This window comes from Moraxella sp. FZLJ2109, assembly GCF_024296965.1.
GTDB lineage: Bacteria > Pseudomonadota > Gammaproteobacteria > Pseudomonadales > Moraxellaceae > Moraxella.
This window is the reverse complement of record NZ_CP101112.1, coordinates 2,055,864-2,073,619: the sequence shown is the minus strand read 5'-3', so window position 1 is coordinate 2,073,619 and position 17,756 is coordinate 2,055,864. Positions and strand designations below refer to the sequence as shown.

The following is a 17,756-nucleotide window of genomic DNA, read 5'->3' as shown; positions in this document are numbered from 1 at the left end:
TTTTTTCAGTATTTTCATGATTATTTATATAAAATAATTTTAAATTTATCTTATTTTACTGGATAAAACAAGATACGATATTTATCAAATTTTTTAAACTATATGTGATTTTTTTATGCGTACTGCTACTGTTACCATCGATGCTGCCGCGTTGGCGCACAATTTACAAGTAATCAAATCTCAGCTACAGCCTGATACCAAAGTGCTTGCCATGGTCAAGGCTGATGCCTATGGACATGGGGTTGATAAGGCTGTGCCTGCACTCATTGCCGCTGATGGCTTTGGGGTGGCGTGCATGAGTGAAGCCCTAGCAGTCGAATATGCCTTGCGCGCCGTTGATACTGTGCGTCCTGTGGTGCTGATCGAAGGGGTATTTAGTCGCGATGAGTGGCTGGATGCCATCACACATGACTTCGGCTGCGTGATTCATCATGATGAGCAGCTACATTGGGCACTTGAGCATAAGCCAAGTGATGACAGCTTTTGTCGCACCATTTGGCTAAAATACAACACCGGCATGAACCGTATCGGCTTTGGCGCTGATGAGATCATTGATAAAGCCAAACTGCTCATTGACGCAGGTTATCAGATCATTTTGACATCACATTTTGCCTGCTCAGACGAAAAAGAACATCCGCTCAACGCTGTGCAGATCGAACGATTTAACCATGCCTTGCAAGCCATCTTACAACTACAAAGCAGTGCTCAAGGCTCACTGTGCAACTCAGCAGGGATTTTCAATTTCCCACAAGTACATCATAACTGGGTGCGCGCAGGCATTGCCCTATATGGCGCGAAGCCTGTCGCTCACTGTAGTGCAGCTGATTTAGGGCTATTGCCTGCGATGACTTTATCTGCCAAGATCATGGCGATTCACACGCTCAATGCAGGCGATTCGGTCGGCTATGCTGCCTTATGGTCAGCGACAGATGCGCACAAAATCGCCATCGTCAGTATCGGCTATGGTGATGGCTATCCACGCGTGGTTGATGGCGCAAAGGTAAGTATCATCAGACAATCAGGGACAACCACTTGCGCCATCATCGGACGCGTGGCGATGGATATGCTGATGATCGATGTCGATGGCGTGGATGTTACCATTGGTGATGATGTGATCTTGTGGGGCGATGCGCCGCACATCGATGAAGTGGCGATGTGTGCCAATACCATCGGCTATGAGCTGATGTGCCGCTTGACCACACGCCCAAACAGACAGCTTACCAATAAATGATTCAACAAATCAATTTATCTGTGTCTGCAGTCCATACCAGCGATTTGACCACCAAACCCTGCATCATCACGAACTTTTGGTAAAATTGCCAAAAGCACTAGTCAATCGCTTGTGTGGGTGCTATACTTAATCTTTTCTCACCATTTATTGATCACTCACGGAATTTGTTCTCATGAGCGTACGCCATTTTCGAAACCTGTTGGATCTTAGCCCTGCTGAATTAGAAGCCATCATCCAAAGAGCCAGTGAACTGCGCCAAATGCAGCATCGTGGCGAGATTTATCGCCCTTTTGTCGGTCGCACTTTGGGCATGATTTTTGAAAAATCATCGACGCGTACACGCATTTCGTTCGAAGCAGGCATGGGTCAATTTGGCGGCCATGCGATTTTCTTATCGCCAAAAGATACCCAGCTGGGTCGCGGTGAGCCGATCGAAGACTCTGCAAAGGTTATCTCAAGCATGGTCGATATCATCATGATTCGCACCTTTGAGCACGCCAAGCTTGAGCTATTCTGTGAGCATTCATCTGTCCCTGTGATCAATGCCTTGACCGATGACTTTCACCCCTGTCAGCTACTTGCCGATATGCAGACTTTCCACGAGCATCGCGGCAGTATCAAGGGCAAGACCGTGACTTGGGTTGGCGATGGCAATAATATGTGCGCATCGTACATTCTTGCAGCGCATCAGTTCGGCTTTCATTTGCGCGTGACTGCACCTTATGGCTTTGAGCCAAATCCTGAGCTGATCGAAGAATACAGCCATTGCGTCACTTATGTCGAAGATCCCCAAGAAGCTGCCAAAGGCGCGCACCTAATCGCCACCGATGTCTGGGCAAGCATGGGTCAAGAATCTGAGCAGCTGACACGCGCGCGCCGCTTTGCTCCTTATCAAGTCAGCCCTGCGATGCTGGATAAAGCCGATCCTGATGTGCTGTTCATGCACTGCTTGCCTGCGCACCGCGGCGAAGAGATCAGCTTTGATCTATTAAACGATCCGCGTTCGGTCGTATGGGACGAAGCCGAAAACCGCCTACACGCCCAAAAAGCCTTAATGGAATTTTTATTAAAAGATAAAATCAAGCTAGACTAAGCAGCTGTTTATTTTATCAGATTGATTTAAGGTGATTTTTAAGATAATAAATCCTAAAATCACCTTTTACAACTTTGATACAAGCTGATTTACGCGTTTCTACGATAAATATACAGTTTTTGACATATTCTGTTACAATGGCTGAGCGATTTGGCTTTATAATGCCATTATCATTCACACAAACAAAAGGAGCGCTATGATGAAAAACTTAACCAAAAGTTTATTGATGGGTGTATCATTATTGGCAAGCACGGCTGCGATCGCCGAAGAATACAACCGCGTAAGCTTCAATAGTGAAGTCAAAAGCGAGATCACGAACGATGAGATTCGTGCAAGCCTGACCAAAACCGCACAAGCATCTGCCGCGCGCGACATCGCCAATGAACTCAACCGCAGTGTCAATGCCGCCTTACAAATCGCCAAACGCTATCCTGAAGTGACCGTAACGACAGGTCGCCAAAATACTTATCCGCGTTATGATAATAAAAATAAGCTGATCGGTTTTACGGGCTCGGTGACATTGGATCTTAAGAGCCAAAATTTTGAGAAAGCCAGTCAGCTGATTGCCGATCTACAAGAAACGATGGTGATGGATAACCTAAGCTTCGGCGTGTCACAAAAGCTGCGTGACAGTGAAGAAAAACGCCTACAGCTAGAAGCGATTCAGCGTTTTAGCGATGAAGCCAAGACCATCAGCCATGCCTTTGGCGCAAGCGATTATAAGATCGTCAATGTCAATCTGGGCGGCAGTAACAGCTACTATCCGCGCCCTATAATGGCGATGTCAAGCATGAAAACTTTAAGCGATGGTGTCGAAGCGCAAAACTTCGAAGCAGGCAATACCACCTTGACTTATAATGCCAATGGCACCATTGAATTGATAAAATAAGTGTACTTTTTGAGATGTAAGTATGAAAATGATCAAACCTTTAGCGCTGGCACTGACTGGCGCACTTGCTTTTGGTAGCGCGCACGCAAGCCTTGATGGCGACATCATCGGCGGCGAAGTGATTCTGCCAACCACAAGCACCAGCAATGCCATCACCAAAGACGGTAAGCGTGTCTCGGCACTGGAATTGACCGACTATGCACAGCAGGTCAATGAAGCGGTGTGGTCGCCGAACATGAATGTCAATACCGCGATGACGGTAAAAATGCAAGCATTGCTTGACTGGAATCACGCATCACCTGGCGCGATCGATGGCGGTTGGGGTAATAACAGCAAAAAAGCACTGATCAATTTTCAAAAAATCAAAGGCTTGGAAGTCACTGGCAAAATGAACCAAGCGACTTGGGATGCGCTGATCGCAGGCGCGCCAAAAGATCAACCTGTGCTTGTGTCCTACACGCTGACCGATGACGATGTCGCAGGCCCATATGCCAAGCAGCTGCCTGAAGATGCAGCATCACGCGCCAAGCTGAAGGGCTTGTATTATGAAAACATCATCGAGATGCTAGGCGAGCGATTCCACATGGATGTTGCTTATATCAAAAAAATCAATCCAAACAAAAAGTTCGTGGCAGGCGAGACCATCACAGTGATCAATACTGGCAAGCCACTGAACACCAAAGTGACGCGCGTGGTCGCTGATAAGGCTGAAAACACCTTGTTCGCTTATAGCGATAATAAGCTTGTCGCCACTTATCCGACCGTCGTTGGTAACAGCCAAACCGCAGCACCGACAGGCAAATTCAAGCTTGGCACAAAAGTAGAAATGCCAACTTATAAAGCTACCGTCAAAGACGAAAAAGGCGTCACCAAAACCTATGTGCTACCAGCAGGTCCGAACAGTCCTGTCGGTGTGGCATGGATGGGTCTGGACAAGACAAGCTGCGGCATTCACGGCTCAGCCATTCCTGAAGTGGTCACACGCCTATCAACCGTCGGCTGTATCCGCTTGACCAACTGGGATGTGATGGAGCTGTATCCATTGATCAGCCAAGGCGCAGAAGTCGAAATCCGCTGATTGACCAATCCCAAGCCCAAAGCCCAAAGCCCGTTCATTATGAATGGGCTTTTTTGTGCTGTTTTATAAATTTGCCTTGTGTATGAGCTGAACGGACCAGCCAAGTAATCACGGTGATGGTTATTTGTCATCGCTTTCACTTAACTGATTTTCATAGATTAATATTGTTTTCAATGTTATAATGAATTGTTTTATTTTGGTTGCAATTTTATTGCCTTGCTGTACTTTTTTATGAAGGATGAATCATGTTCCAATTCACCCAACCCCAAAGCCCCCTACGCGACGCCATCACTTCTGCTTATCGCTTGGATGAAGTGACTGCGGTCAGTAATCTGCTTGCTACATTGCAGTTTGATGATGCGCAAAAACAAGACATCAATGCCCTTGCGCGCCGCCTAATTACCCAAGTTCGTGCCGACCGCAGTAAGTCATCAGGCGTGGATGCACTGATGCAAGAATTTTCACTATCGAGTGAAGAAGGTGTGGCATTGATGTGTCTTGCTGAGTCGCTACTTCGCATTCCAGATACTGCGACACGCGACCGCTTAATCCAAGACAAACTTGCTGATGGTGACTGGAAGGGCCATGTGGGCAATAGCCCATCGATGTTCGTTAATGCGGCAGCTTGGGGCTTGGTATTGACTGGCAAATTGACACAGCCTACCAATGAGGGTGGTCTAGGTTCTGCCTTGACGCGCGTCCTACAAAAAGGCGGTGCGCCATTCATCCGCGCAGGCGTGAATCATGCGATGAAAATCCTTGGCAAGCAATTTGTCACAGGTCAGACCATCACCGAAGCACTTGCTAATGGTAAAGAGCGCGAGAAATCGGGCTATCGTTTCAGCTTTGATATGCTGGGCGAAGCGGCAATGACCCAAGAAGATGCCGATCGCTACTACCAAGACTATGTCACCGCCATTCACGCCATCGGTAAAGATGCAGCAGGTCGCGGCGTATATGATGGCAATGGTATTTCAGTCAAGCTATCAGCCATCCACCCACGCTATTTCCGCGCGCAGCATGAGCGTGTGATGACTGAGCTATTACCACGCCTAAAAGCACTATATATGCTGGCTAAAGAGTATAACATCGGTCTAAACATCGACGCCGAAGAAGCCAACCGTCTGGAGCTATCACTTGATTTGATGGAAAGCTTGGTATCTGATCCTGATTTGGCAGGTTTTAACGGTATCGGCTTTGTAGTGCAAGCTTACCAAAAACGCTGCCCTTATGTGATTGATTTTCTAATTGACCTTGCTCGTCGCAACAACCAAAAACTCATGATTCGTCTAGTTAAGGGTGCATATTGGGACAGCGAAATCAAATGGGCGCAAGTCGATGGCATGGATGGCTATCCAGTTTATACGCGCAAAGTACACACCGATGTGTCATATCTTGCTTGCGCCAAGAAGCTATTGGCAGCACAAGATGCGATCTTCCCACAATTTGCAACGCACAACGCACAAAGCCTAGCCACCATCTATGAGATGGGCAAGGATAAAGAATTTGAATTCCAGTGCTTGCATGGCATGGGTGAGACACTGTATGACCAAGTGGTTGGCGAGAAGAACTTGGGTCGTCGCGTGCGTATCTATGCACCAGTCGGCACGCACAAGACACTGCTTGCCTACTTGGTGCGCCGCCTACTTGAAAATGGCGCGAACTCATCATTTGTCAATCGCATCGTCGATGAAGATGTCAGCATTGATGAACTGATCGAATCACCGATTGATGTGGTTAGCGCAACTGGTATCACGCCAAACCCACTGACCCCAGCACCACGCCGTATCCTTGGTGAGCGCGACAACTCAAACGGTCTGGATCTATCAAATGAGCATGTACTGGCTCAGCTACAGACCAATATGCAAGCTGCTGCACAGATTGAGTTCAATGCCGCATCATTGACCACAGTCAGTATCACAAGCCAAGCTGCCCACGCGGTACAAAACCCTGCCGATCATCGCGACATCGTCGGTCAAGTCTCGTTCATCGACGCTGCCAGTGTGCCAAATGTCATCACTGCTGCCATCGACGCCCAAAGCACTTGGCAAGCAGCCAGCCCTGCTGAGCGCGCTGTCATCTTGCGCCGCTTTGCTGATTTGATGGAAGAGCCAACTCGCATGGCGCTATTGATGATGGTTGCGGTACGCGAAGCAGGTAAGACACTACTAAACTCAATTGCTGAAGTGCGTGAAGCGGTGGATTTTTGCCGTTATTATGCCGACGAAACCGAACGCTTGAACCTAAACAGCCCTGTGGGTACAGTCGTGGCGATCAGCCCATGGAACTTCCCATTGGCAATCTTCGTCGGTGAAGTGGTCTCTGCCCTAGCCGCTGGTAATACCGTCGTAGCTAAGCCAGCTGAACAAACCAGCCTAATCGCTCACCTAGCCGTCTCATGGCTGCATGAAGCGGGCGTACCTGCCAATGCTCTACAACTGGTACTGGGTGCAGGTGATGTCGGCGCGGCATTGACTTCAGATGAGCGTATTGACGGTGTGATTTTCACAGGTTCAACCGATGTCGCTAAGCGTATCAATAAGCTATTGGCTGCGCGCTCTGACAATCCGGTCTTGATCGCTGAAACTGGCGGCATGAACGCGATGATCGTCGATAGCACCGCACTGCCTGAGCAAGTGTGCCTGGATGTCTTGGCATCAGCATTCGACTCAGCAGGTCAGCGCTGCTCAGCCCTGCGCATCCTATGTGTCCAAGAAGACATCGCCGATCACATGGTTGAGATGATCAAAGGTGCGATGGATGAGTTGGTGGTGAATAATCCTGCAGCACTGGCAACCGATGTCGGCCCTGTGATTGATGCTGAAGCACAAGAAAACTTGCTTAACCACATCAACAACCTAAAACAAATCGCGCCATATCACGAAGTGGCAATCAAGTCTGATGCACCAAGCTCAACTTTTGTTGCGCCGATTATGTTTGAGCTAAAAGACCTATCACAGCTGAAAAAAGAAGTCTTCGGCCCCGTGCTTCATGTGGTTCGCTTTGCAGCGCATGAACTGGATGATTTGATTGATAATATCAACAAAAAAGGCTTTGCGCTGACTCATGGTATCCACAGCCGCATCGACAACACCATCGAGCATATTGCAAGCCATATCGAAGCAGGTAATGTGTATATCAACCGCAACATCGTAGGCGCAGTCGTTGGCGTACAACCATTCGGTGGCCATGCGATGAGTGGTACAGGCCCGAAAGCTGGTGGTCCATTCTATCTACAGCGCCTAAGCAAGCTTAGTACTTGGAATACGCCAGCACTGGATAAAGCTGCAGAGATTAACGAAGCCGCTCTAGCCAAAGTATCAGCAGTTGCTGCCAAGCTTGGTCTAAACAGCAATGAGCAAGCCGCCTTTGATGCTGCCGTCAAAACCGCGCGTGCAACTTCGCTTAATCACGGTGTCAGCACCCTAGCAGGCCCAACGGGTGAAGCCAACACCCTATCATGGCACGCACCAAAATCAGTCGCCATCTACGGCGGTGATAAAGCACAAAGCATCGCAGCCTTAGCACAGCTTGCTGTCAATGGTACACGCGCGCAAGTTTGCCCTGCACACGCTTTGGCGGATTATGTAAACGAACTACAAGGTGTACTAGAAGTCGTCGAGCAACCAGCTGCTGACAACAACGACATCATCATCGCCCTATCAGCCATGCCATGCGACGAGCAAGTGCGTCTAGCAGGCTTGGACGGTGCGATTCGCCGCGTGATCGATGCGACCAACGGTCTGGACTTCACCCGTCTGTACCACGAAGTCAGCCAAAGCTACAACACCACTGCTGCAGGTGGTAACGCAAGCTTGATGGCATCAGCGTAATTATTTACACTGAAATATAAAAAATGCACTCTTGATGAACCGCACCCCAAAAGTTAGACAACCTTTGGGGTGTTTTTATGACCAAATACACAATTGACTTTAAACTTGAAGTCATTGATCATTATTTAACAGGACATAGTTACCACAACACAGCCAACTCTTTTGGTATTAAACGCTCTATTGTCCAAAACTGGGTGAGACTCTACCAAACTCATGGTGTTGATGGTATTCGTATCAGAAAGAGCAAAGCTAGTTATTCACCAGAATTCAAACACACTGCAGTATTACAACTACTTGCTGGTAAATCCATACGCACTTTGGCGATTGAATTAAATATCAGTAACCCAAGTGTACTGTTTCAATGGTTAAAAGCTTATCAAACTCATGGTATCATGGGACTGACTCCTAAACCCAAAGGCAGGCAATCTATGCTAAAGACCAGCAAAGCAAGCCAAACATCCAAACTTGATGAACAAAAGACCCATGCTGAATTGATTGCTGAATTACAACACTTACGCATGGAGAATGACATCTTAAAAAAGTTAGAAGCCTTGGAGCGTCAGCAAAGAAAAAGCAAATCATCATCAATAAAATCACAGTGATTGACGAGCTAAGGCAGATTTATCCATTAAAACAATTACTGACTTATCTTGGTGTTGCCAAAGCAACCTTTTATTATCACTTAAAGCAATTCAAGCAAAAGGATAAACATCAAGACATCAAAGATGCAATCAAAAAGATATATCACACCCATCAAGGCAGATATGGCTATCGCAGAATCACCCTTGCCTTAAAACAGTTAGGCTTTGTCATCAATCATAAAAAAGTGTGGCGACTGATGAACCAAATGGGACTGAAAGCACGGATTCGCTCTAAACGCAGATTTAGTGCTTATCAGGGTAAGGTGGGTAAAATCGCTGATAATGTACTCAAGCGTGATTTTAAAGCAGATCGACCCAACCAAAAATGGGCGACTGATGTCACTGAGTTTAAAGTGTTGGATAAACAAGGTAATGTCAAAAAGCTTTACTTGTCTCCCATCATGGATTTGTTTAATGGAGAAATTGTTAGCTATCAGATGCACAGTAGCCCAAATTATGGCTTGGTTGCCAAGATGCTTGATCAGGCACTAAAGCGACTGCAAGCAGATGATAATGCTGGCAACGATAGCAGCAAACCACAATTGATTCTGCATTCAGATCAAGGCTGGCACTACCAAATGCAAAATTATCAACAAACCTTAAAAGACAACAACATCATTCAAAGTATGTCAAGAAAGGGCAATTGCTTGGATAATGCGGTGATAGAAAGCTTCTTTGGCACATTAAAAGAAGAAATCTTCTTTCATGACAAACATCAAAGAAGATTTACCTCCATTGATGAGCTTAAACAAGCGATTGATGAGTACATCCATTACTACAATCATGATAGAATAAAGATTAAACTAAAAGGACTAAGTCCTGTAAAATACAGGCGCTTAGTCCTTGACCAAACCACTTAATTTAAACCTAGTCCTTAATCTTAACTTTGTCTAAGATTTGGGGGTCGGTTCAAATCATCTTGAGTGCTTTTTTATTGAGCTTAATAAACTACTGCTTAAAGCTCAGTCCTTCTCCTGCAGGCAAGCGCCCTTGTTGCATCAGATTCAGTGCCAATTGTAGCCAATCCACACCGCTACCATCAGGTGTGTTCTCAAAGCTGACATCGGGCACGACACCGACGCGATCGATTTTTTTACCTTTTGGGGTTAGGTAATGCGCGGTGGTTAGCTTGATCGCTTGGTTGTTACCAATCGGAATCACTGACTGCACCGAACCCTTGCCGTAGCTTGTCTCGCCAACAACAAGCGAGCGATCATAGTTTTGTAAGGCACTTGCTAAGACTTCAGATGCTGATGCTGAATAGCGATTTTGTAGCACGATGACAGGCAGGTTTTCAAACATTGCCGAGCCTTGTGTTTCAAGCACGCGCTCGATACCGTTTCGGTTCTCAACTTGGGTGACGACTTTCTTTTTCATGAATAAAGACGCCACATCGACCGCCGCATCCAGAACACCACCTGGATTGTTACGCAAATCCAGCACCACACCATGAATCGGTGTGCCGATTTTATTGATATGATCAAGGATATCTTGGCGTGTGTTATTTTGGAATACAGGCAATTTGATCACCGCGATACCATCGCGCATCACCACTTCGATTGCACTGTGCTGCATTTGGTTGCGCATCAAAATTACCGTGCGCTTAGACCGTCCCGCCTTAGAATAAGTGATCTCAACATTCGTACCCGCAATACCACTCAAAAGCTGCGCGACATCATTTTCGCTGTGGCTTTGAGTCAGCTTGACATCACCAATCTGATGCAGGTAATCACCAACCGTGATGCCTTCATATTTGGCAGGTGAATCGGCAGCGACTTTGGTCACAACCCAATGCACATCAGCAGGCTGCCACACCGCTTCCACGCCGATACTTGCAACATTGCCACTGGTGAATGATTGCAGATTGGCAAAGGCGGTGGCGTCCAGATACTCAGCATTACGATCAATGCGGCTTAGCATGCCGTTAATCGCGTGATACATCAGCACTTCATCATTGACAGGCTCGACATATTCGCGGCGCATCATGTCGATCGCTTGTACGAAGGTCTTGAGTGTATTTGGGCTGATGGCAGCAAGTGGCACGCGCCCTTGGTGCAAGCCTTCGATACCGTACAAAGGATTTGGGCGTGTCTCCAGCACTTCTAAAGATGGTGTATCCGCTGAGCTTTCAGGCGCGTCAGTCGATACCACCGCTTGTGTATCCACTTCTGGTGTATCAGCTGCGTGCGCGTATAAGACCGCACCACCCATCAATCCAAGGCACATCATCGCTGCCATCAGCGGATGTGTCATTTTAACTCTTGGCATGAAAAATCCTTGATGAAACATCAGTTTGACTCAGACAAGCAAGCTTTCGCCCGTCATCTCGCTTGGCTTATCAATACCCATCAAATGCAAAATGGTCGGTGAGACATCACACAGCTTGCCACCATCGCGCACGCTGACATCTTTATCGCCAACATAGATGAACGGCACAAGCTCAGTGGTGTGCTGTGTATGTACTTGTCCGCTTTCATAATCCTGCATTTGCTCGCAGTTACCGTGGTCAGCGGTAATCAGCAGATGACCATTTGCCGCGCGCACATGCTTGACAACTTCACCAATACAAGCATCCACCGCTTCTACCGCCTTGACCGCCGCATCAAATACGCCTGAATGCCCCACCATGTCGCCATTAGCGAAATTCACAATCAAGACATCATATTTGCCAGAATCGATGGCGGCATTGAGCTTCTCAGTGACTTCAAACGCGCTCATCTCAGGCTTAAGGTCATAGGTCTTGACATCAGGGCTATTGACCAAAATGCGGTCTTCGCCATCGTACAGCTCTTCGCGACCACCACTAAAGAAGAAAGTAACATGGGCGTATTTCTCGGTCTCAGCGATGCGCAGCTGTGTCTTGCCAAGGTTTTGTAGATATTCGCCCAAAGTATTGGCAAGACTCGTTGGATAATACGCAATGCTGGTTTTTGGGTTGTTTTCAAGCTCATCAGAGTATTTGGTCAGCATGACAAATGCCGATAGCTCAGGCACGATGTGGCGATCAAAGCCATCAAACTCAGCATCAACAAAGGCAAGGCTAATCTCACGCGCGCGGTCAGCACGGAAATTCATAAAAATCACGCCGTCATTATCACAGACCACGCCATCTTCTTCAATGAAAGTCGCTTGGACGAACTCATCGGTCTCACCTTCTGCATAAGCAAGCCCAATCGCTTCAAGGGCTGAGCTTGCCGTGCGCACTGATTTGCCTTCGGTCAATAGCTCAAAGCAGGCTTCGACACGATCCCATCGCTTATCGCGATCCATCGCATAAAAACGACCAATGACGCTTGCGATTTTGGCATCGCCATCAAATTCTGCATTGATTTGTTCAAAATAATTTTCAAGATCAGCTACATAACCTTCTGCTGATTGTGGCGGCGTATCGCGACCATCCAAGAAAGCATGGACAAAGACCTGCATCGCGCCTTGGCTTAGGGCAAGCTTTGCCATCGCCTTGATATGATCAATGTGTGCGTGTACACCGCCATCAGATAATAAGCCTAAGATATGCACCGCGCCTTCATTATCCAAGGTCGCCTGTACTGCTGCTGTCAATGTAGGATTTTTAAAAAATTCGCCAGAGTCAATATCATTCATGATACGCGTCGAATCTTGGAACAGAATGCGACCTGCACCAAGGTTCATATGACCGACTTCAGAGTTGCCAAATTGACCATCAGGCAAGCCCACATCCATGCCCGAGCCTGAAATCAGACCATTAGGACAAGTGGCGGTAAGCTGATCCAAATTCGGTGTATTCGCTGCAAGCACCGCATTATCTCGCGGATCTTCACGATGACCAACACCGTCTAGAATCATCAGTACATGGGGGATTTTTTTATTTTGGGTCATGACTTACTCCGATTTGTCTATTGTACCAATTGGCAAATGAATTTTGGGCATTATAGCACAAAAAAGCACCCAAATACATTGAGTGCTTTTGTAGTGATTAGACCGCTGAGACGCCTGTCATATCCACAGGGGTATCGACCAGTGATACGCCCTTGTCTTTGGCAGCATCGTTGCGCTTGTTCTGTAGCTCGGTCAGATACGCTTCGTCGATCTTACCTGCGATGTATTTACCATCAAATACCGAGCAGTCAAAACCATGCACGCGGCTGTGCTTGGTATCATTCACTGCTTCGATCAGATCATCAAGATCTTGGAAAATCAAGCGATCAGCACCGATAATCTCGCGCACTTCTTCGACACTGCGACCCGATGAAATCAGCTCACTGCGCACTGGCATATCGATGCCATAGACATTCGGATACATCACAGGGGGTGCAGCTGATGCAAAAAAGACATTCTTCGCACCTGCATCGCGTGCCATCTGAATGATCTCATGACAAGTCGTACCGCGAACAATCGAGTCATCAACCAGTAGGACATTTTTGTTTTTAAATTCTAGCGATACGGCGTTCAGCTTTTGGCGTACGCTTTTTTTGCGCTGCTGCTGACCTGGCATAATAAAGGTGCGGCCGATGTAGCGGTTTTTGTTAAAGCCTTCGCGGTATTTGACATTCAAATGATGCGCAAGCTCAAGCGCAGAATTACGCGAAGTATCAGGAATCGGAATCACCACATCAATGCCGTGATCTTCACCCCATTCACGCAAAATCTGCTCTGCCAATTTCTCACCCATACGCATACGCGCCTTATGCACTGAGATATTATCAATGATCGAATCAGGACGCGCAAAATACACATATTCAAAGATACAAGGCGTGTACTGACCTTCTTTGATCTCGACGCACTGATGCGTGTGGATGCTGTGATTTAAATCAATAAAAATCGCTTCACCTGGTGCAACATCGCGAATGACTTCAAAGCCTAGAGCCTGTAGCGCTACTGACTCTGAAGCCACCATGTACTCGACACCTTTTTCGGTCAAGCGGCGGCCATAAATCAACGGACGAATGCCATTAGGATCGCGAAACGCCACCATGCCATGACCCGTGATCAATGCCACCACACCATATGCGCCATCGCAGCGTTTATAGACTTTTTTTAGCGCTTCAAAAATATCACTCGGCTCAAGTGAAGTCTTGGTGAATTTTTGCAATTCATGGGCGAAAATATTGAGTAATACTTCAGAATCAGACTGAGTATTCAGATGGCGACGGTCTTCTTCGTACAGCTCGCGCGCAAGCTTATCGGCATTGGTCAAGTTGCCATTATGCGCCAAAGCGATGCCATATGGCGAGTTGACATACAAAGGCTGCGCTTCAGCAGTGCTGGATGTGCCTGCTGTCGGATAGCGCACATGACCGATGCCGCAATTACCCACCAAGCGCACCATGTGCTTATTCATAAACACATCACGCACCATGCCATTGTCTTTACGCAGGTATAGGCGATTGTCTTTTAGGGTGACAATGCCTGCCGCATCCTGACCGCGGTGCTGAAGCATGGTTAGACCATCATACAGCATTTGATTGACAGGTTCATGCGCCATGATACCGATTACGCCACACATAGTTGCTCCAAGTTATTGATAATGAGTTTTAAGATAATTTATCAAATAAATCTTAATTAATAAATTGTCAAACTTATCAAATTCAAGCGATTTTTATTGATTTTGATAAGGGTTTTCAAGCTGTTTATAAGTCTCGCCAAAAGCTTCTTGTAATAAGGTTTTTGCCACGGGTGCATAAGGTAATAGTGCAGGCGAGAGTACCGAATTTTGCCACAGTACTGTCTTAGCAAGTAGCGGCGCGGCGACACTTAGCACAATCAGCACCTTTAGCACGCCAGTCATCGCACCCAATAGCGCACCTGCCATACGATCGATAAAGCCAAGCTTAAGCACTTTTAGGCTTTTGGCAATCACGCCTGCCACCATGCCGACGATGACGACCACCGCCACCATGATAGACACAAAAGCCAAAGCAATTTGTAAAATTGGATTATCAATGACACTGGTAAAAAAGATCGCAAAATCATCGGCAAATTTCGATGCCAAAATCAGCGCCAAAAGCCACGACACCATAGATGCCAAAGTCTTAATCGCGCCTGCACTAAAGCCACGCCACAATCCGACAAAGACCACAAGACTAATGGCAATATCCAATCCGTTCATTGATACGCTCGATTATTGCGACTGCTCATGGCTTGCAATGCTGTGCACACAATCGCTGATCAGTGACGGACCACGATAGATCAAGCCTGAATACAGCTGCACGGCTTTTGCACCTGCTTGGATTTTCTTCAGTGCAAGCTCACCGCTGTCAATACCGCCCACGCCGATCAAATCAATCTGATCGCCAATCCGCTTGGCAAACTCAGTCAAAATCAAAGTACTTTGGTGATTAACAGGACGACCTGACAGACCACCTGCTTCATCAGCGAAGCGATAGCTTTCCACGCCCGTGCGCGACAAAGTGGTGTTGGTCGCGATCAAACCATCAATCTCAAAATCAAGCACCGTCTGTGCAATCTCATCAACTTGCTCAAGGTCAAGATCTGGAGCGATTTTCAGTGCGATCGGCACATAAAAACCATAGCTGTTGGCAAGTTTCATTTGGCAATTTTTGATGCCATCAAGTAGCTGCGCCAACGCATCGGCACTTTGTAGATCGCGCAAGTTTTTGGTATTTGGGCTTGAGATATTGATGGTGATATAACTTGCATAAGGATAGACGCGCTCAAGACAATAGATATAGTCATCGAGCGCATTTTCAACAGGAGTGATGGCATTTTTGCCAATATTGATACCAAGCACGCCTTTATAACGCGCGCGTTCGATATTGGCAATCATCTGATCGACGCCATCATTATTAAAGCCCATGCGGTTGATGATCGCGCCTGCTTCTTTTATGCGAAATAGCCGCGGCTTATCATTGCCCGCTTGTGGCATCGGCGTGACCGTACCGACTTCCAAAAAGCCAAAGCCCAATTCTGATAAGGCATCGATATACGCGCCATTCTTATCCAGACCTGCAGCAAGTCCCACGGGGTTCAATAGCTGTACACCCATGCAAGTGGTCGGCAATGCCTGCTTACCATAGCCAAAGCCCAGCAGATTGGCGCGATCGGCTTTTTCGAGCAATTCTAAGGTGGTCTCGTGTGCCTGCTCTGGATCCATACTAAATAGAATCGGACGAAGCAATGCATAAGACATAGGCACACCTTTGTTAAGAATTGAAGTTAAGAGAAAAAATTTCGCCTAATTATAGCACAACATCCCAAAAATTTAAGCAAATTCTTAGTAAATTTACAGATTGGCAAACATCAAGGATTTGTGTGGGCGCGCTGCTTTATTAAAACTGATGCATTTCGTGTTCAAGCAGTAGTTTTTTGATCCATGTACCGCCCGTATAACCACCCAAGCCACCATCACTTGCGATCACACGATGGCACGGAATGATGATACTGATGGGGTTTTTGCCATTGGCATTGGCGCAGGCGCGAAAGGCGGTAGGCTTGCCGATACTTTGGGCAAGCGCAGCGTAGCTGATGGTCTGTCCGTGGGGAATGTGACATAAAGCCTGCCAGACACTTTGCTGAAATGGCGTACCAAAGGACAAATCAAGCGGCAGCTCAAACTGCGTTCTTGATCCTGCAAAATACCCATCCAATTGTGCAATACAGTTTAATAACACCGCATGATTTGCATCCGCTTTATCAAGACTTTCTTGTGGTATCAATACATCATCTGCCGTGTGATTGGGCATAATTTTATCAAGCAGCTTATTGGTCTTATCATCATACCAATCAAGCGCAATCAGATGCTGATTCAGTACAGTCAGCTTAAGGTTTGGTAAGCCAAATGGTGGTTGGTAGGTGGTGCTGATGGGTTTTGTCATCATATTTTATTATCAATTAAAAATAAAAAGCATCACCAAATACGGCAATGCTTTTTGTCAGTTATTCATCTTTTTCTAGCAGTGCATCGACAAATTCTTTGGGTTCAAATGGCTGCAAATCATCAATGCCTTCGCCCACGCCAATAAAGCGGATTGGGATATCGGTATTTTGAGCGATGTTAAACACCACGCCGCCTTTGGCTGTGCCATCAAGCTTGGTGATGCTGATGCCTGTGATATTCACCGCTTCAGAGAATACCTGCACTTGATTGATGGCGTTTTGACCCGTGCCAGCGTCCAGCACGATCATCGTCTCATGTGGCGCAGTCTCATCGGCTTTTTTCATCACGCGCACGACTTTTTCAAGCTCTTGCATCAGATGCGATTTATTCTGCAAGCGCCCTGCGGTATCAGCGATCAAGACATCAATGCCCTTGGCGCGTGCCGATTGCATGGCATCAAAAATCACCGATGCACTGTCCGAACCATGGCCTTGGGCGATGACAGGAATGCCGTTTCGCTCACCCCAAATCTGCAGCTGCTCGGTCGCAGCAGCACGGAAAGTGTCGCCCGCTGCCAGCATGACTGATTTGCCTTGTTTTTGTAGGCGCTTGGCAAGCTTACCGATGGTGGTGGTTTTGCCCACGCCATTGACACCGACCATCAAGATCACATAAGGCTTCTTCTCGGTGTCAATATCAAGCGGATGCACCTTGGGCGCAAGAATATCGTGTAATTCAGACTTTAGCGCCTTGTACAGCGAATGCGAATAAATCAAATCACCGCGCGCGGTCTGCTCGGTCAGATTCTTAATAATGCGATTGGTGGCATTGACGCCGATGTCCGCGACAAGCAACTGATCTTCAACTTCTTCTAACAGCTCATCATCAATCTCTTTACCACCGACCAGTACATTCACCAAGCCTTCGGACAGATTTTTGCTCGACTTAGCAAGCCCTGCTTTCATGCGAGCAAACCAGCCGCCTTGTTCGTTTTCGCTCATAATTCGCCTTTTGTATGAAATTTTTAAAATTAGCAAGATTGTAGCATAGATTTAATGGAGCGTGTTGTACTTTTATATTTGTCATTAAAAATGAGATAAATCACAGTATTTTCTAGGAAAAGTCTGTGGGTGATATTAGAATATCGCCCACAGACTTTGACGCAGAAAATCAAG

General features: G+C 46.9%; 14 protein-coding genes. 7 read left to right on the top strand and 7 right to left on the bottom strand.

What is annotated here, in order from left to right:
* Positions 1-115 precede the first annotated feature (115 nt).
* The 7 genes from alr (at position 116) to NKU06_RS09790 (ending at position 9,625) form a co-directional block, all read left to right on the top strand.
* Positions 116-1,231 (top strand): alanine racemase, encoded by a 1,116-nt coding sequence (gene alr / locus NKU06_RS09820; RefSeq protein ID WP_254730544.1) that lies wholly within the window; start codon positions 116-118, stop codon positions 1,229-1,231.
* Between the two features lie 172 nt (positions 1,232-1,403).
* Entirely contained in the window at positions 1,404-2,324 is a 921-nt protein-coding gene (argF, locus tag NKU06_RS09815; protein WP_254730541.1) for an ornithine carbamoyltransferase, read from the top strand.
* A 199-nt stretch (positions 2,325-2,523) separates the two neighbouring features.
* Positions 2,524-3,213, top strand: a complete 690-nt coding sequence (locus tag NKU06_RS09810) for an SIMPL domain-containing protein (protein ID WP_254730538.1) — start codon at positions 2,524-2,526, stop codon at positions 3,211-3,213.
* A gap of 22 nt (positions 3,214-3,235) precedes the next feature.
* Positions 3,236-4,291 (top strand): L,D-transpeptidase family protein, encoded by a 1,056-nt coding sequence (locus NKU06_RS09805; RefSeq protein WP_253223529.1) that lies wholly within the window; start codon positions 3,236-3,238, stop codon positions 4,289-4,291.
* Between the two features lie 245 nt (positions 4,292-4,536).
* Positions 4,537-8,124 carry a bifunctional proline dehydrogenase/L-glutamate gamma-semialdehyde dehydrogenase PutA gene (gene putA / locus NKU06_RS09800; protein ID WP_254730534.1) on the top strand — a complete coding sequence of 1,196 codons (3,588 nt, stop codon included), beginning with the start codon at positions 4,537-4,539 and terminating at the stop codon, positions 8,122-8,124.
* A gap of 77 nt (positions 8,125-8,201) precedes the next feature.
* The gene (locus NKU06_RS09795; protein ID WP_254729162.1) at positions 8,202-8,726 is read left to right on the top strand and encodes a helix-turn-helix domain-containing protein; all 525 of its coding nucleotides are present in this window, start codon (positions 8,202-8,204) and stop codon (positions 8,724-8,726) included.
* Positions 8,702-9,625: an IS3 family transposase gene (locus NKU06_RS09790; protein ID WP_371928037.1), complete on the top strand. Its 924-nt coding sequence runs from the start codon at positions 8,702-8,704 to the stop codon at positions 9,623-9,625. Before NKU06_RS09795 ends, NKU06_RS09790 begins: the two co-directional genes overlap by 25 nt.
* Positions 9,626-9,713: 88 nt before the next feature.
* Here NKU06_RS09790 and NKU06_RS09785 read toward each other — a convergent pair whose 3' ends face one another.
* From NKU06_RS09785 to ftsY, 7 genes are all read right to left on the bottom strand, one after another.
* Positions 9,714-11,033, bottom strand: a complete 1,320-nt coding sequence (locus tag NKU06_RS09785; protein WP_254730528.1) for a S41 family peptidase — start codon at positions 11,031-11,033, stop codon at positions 9,714-9,716.
* 30 nt (positions 11,034-11,063) lie between these two features.
* Positions 11,064-12,623 (bottom strand): 2,3-bisphosphoglycerate-independent phosphoglycerate mutase, encoded by a 1,560-nt coding sequence (gene gpmI, locus NKU06_RS09780; protein WP_254730525.1) that lies wholly within the window; start codon positions 12,621-12,623, stop codon positions 11,064-11,066.
* A gap of 97 nt (positions 12,624-12,720) precedes the next feature.
* Positions 12,721-14,250, bottom strand: a complete 1,530-nt coding sequence (gene purF, locus NKU06_RS09775) for an amidophosphoribosyltransferase (protein WP_253223508.1) — start codon at positions 14,248-14,250, stop codon at positions 12,721-12,723.
* 93 nt (positions 14,251-14,343) lie between these two features.
* Positions 14,344-14,853 (bottom strand): CvpA family protein, encoded by a 510-nt coding sequence (locus tag NKU06_RS09770; RefSeq protein ID WP_254730523.1) that lies wholly within the window; start codon positions 14,851-14,853, stop codon positions 14,344-14,346.
* Between the two features lie 12 nt (positions 14,854-14,865).
* Entirely contained in the window at positions 14,866-15,894 is a 1,029-nt protein-coding gene (locus NKU06_RS09765) for a quinone-dependent dihydroorotate dehydrogenase (protein WP_253223506.1), read from the bottom strand.
* 139 nt (positions 15,895-16,033) lie between these two features.
* On the bottom strand, positions 16,034-16,582 hold the full coding sequence (locus NKU06_RS09760; protein ID WP_254730521.1) for a methylated-DNA--[protein]-cysteine S-methyltransferase: 549 nt from the start codon (positions 16,580-16,582) through the stop codon (positions 16,034-16,036).
* 58 nt (positions 16,583-16,640) lie between these two features.
* Positions 16,641-17,582 (bottom strand): signal recognition particle-docking protein FtsY, encoded by a 942-nt coding sequence (gene ftsY / locus NKU06_RS09755; protein WP_254730520.1) that lies wholly within the window; start codon positions 17,580-17,582, stop codon positions 16,641-16,643.
* Between the last annotated feature and the right edge of the window lie 174 nt (positions 17,583-17,756).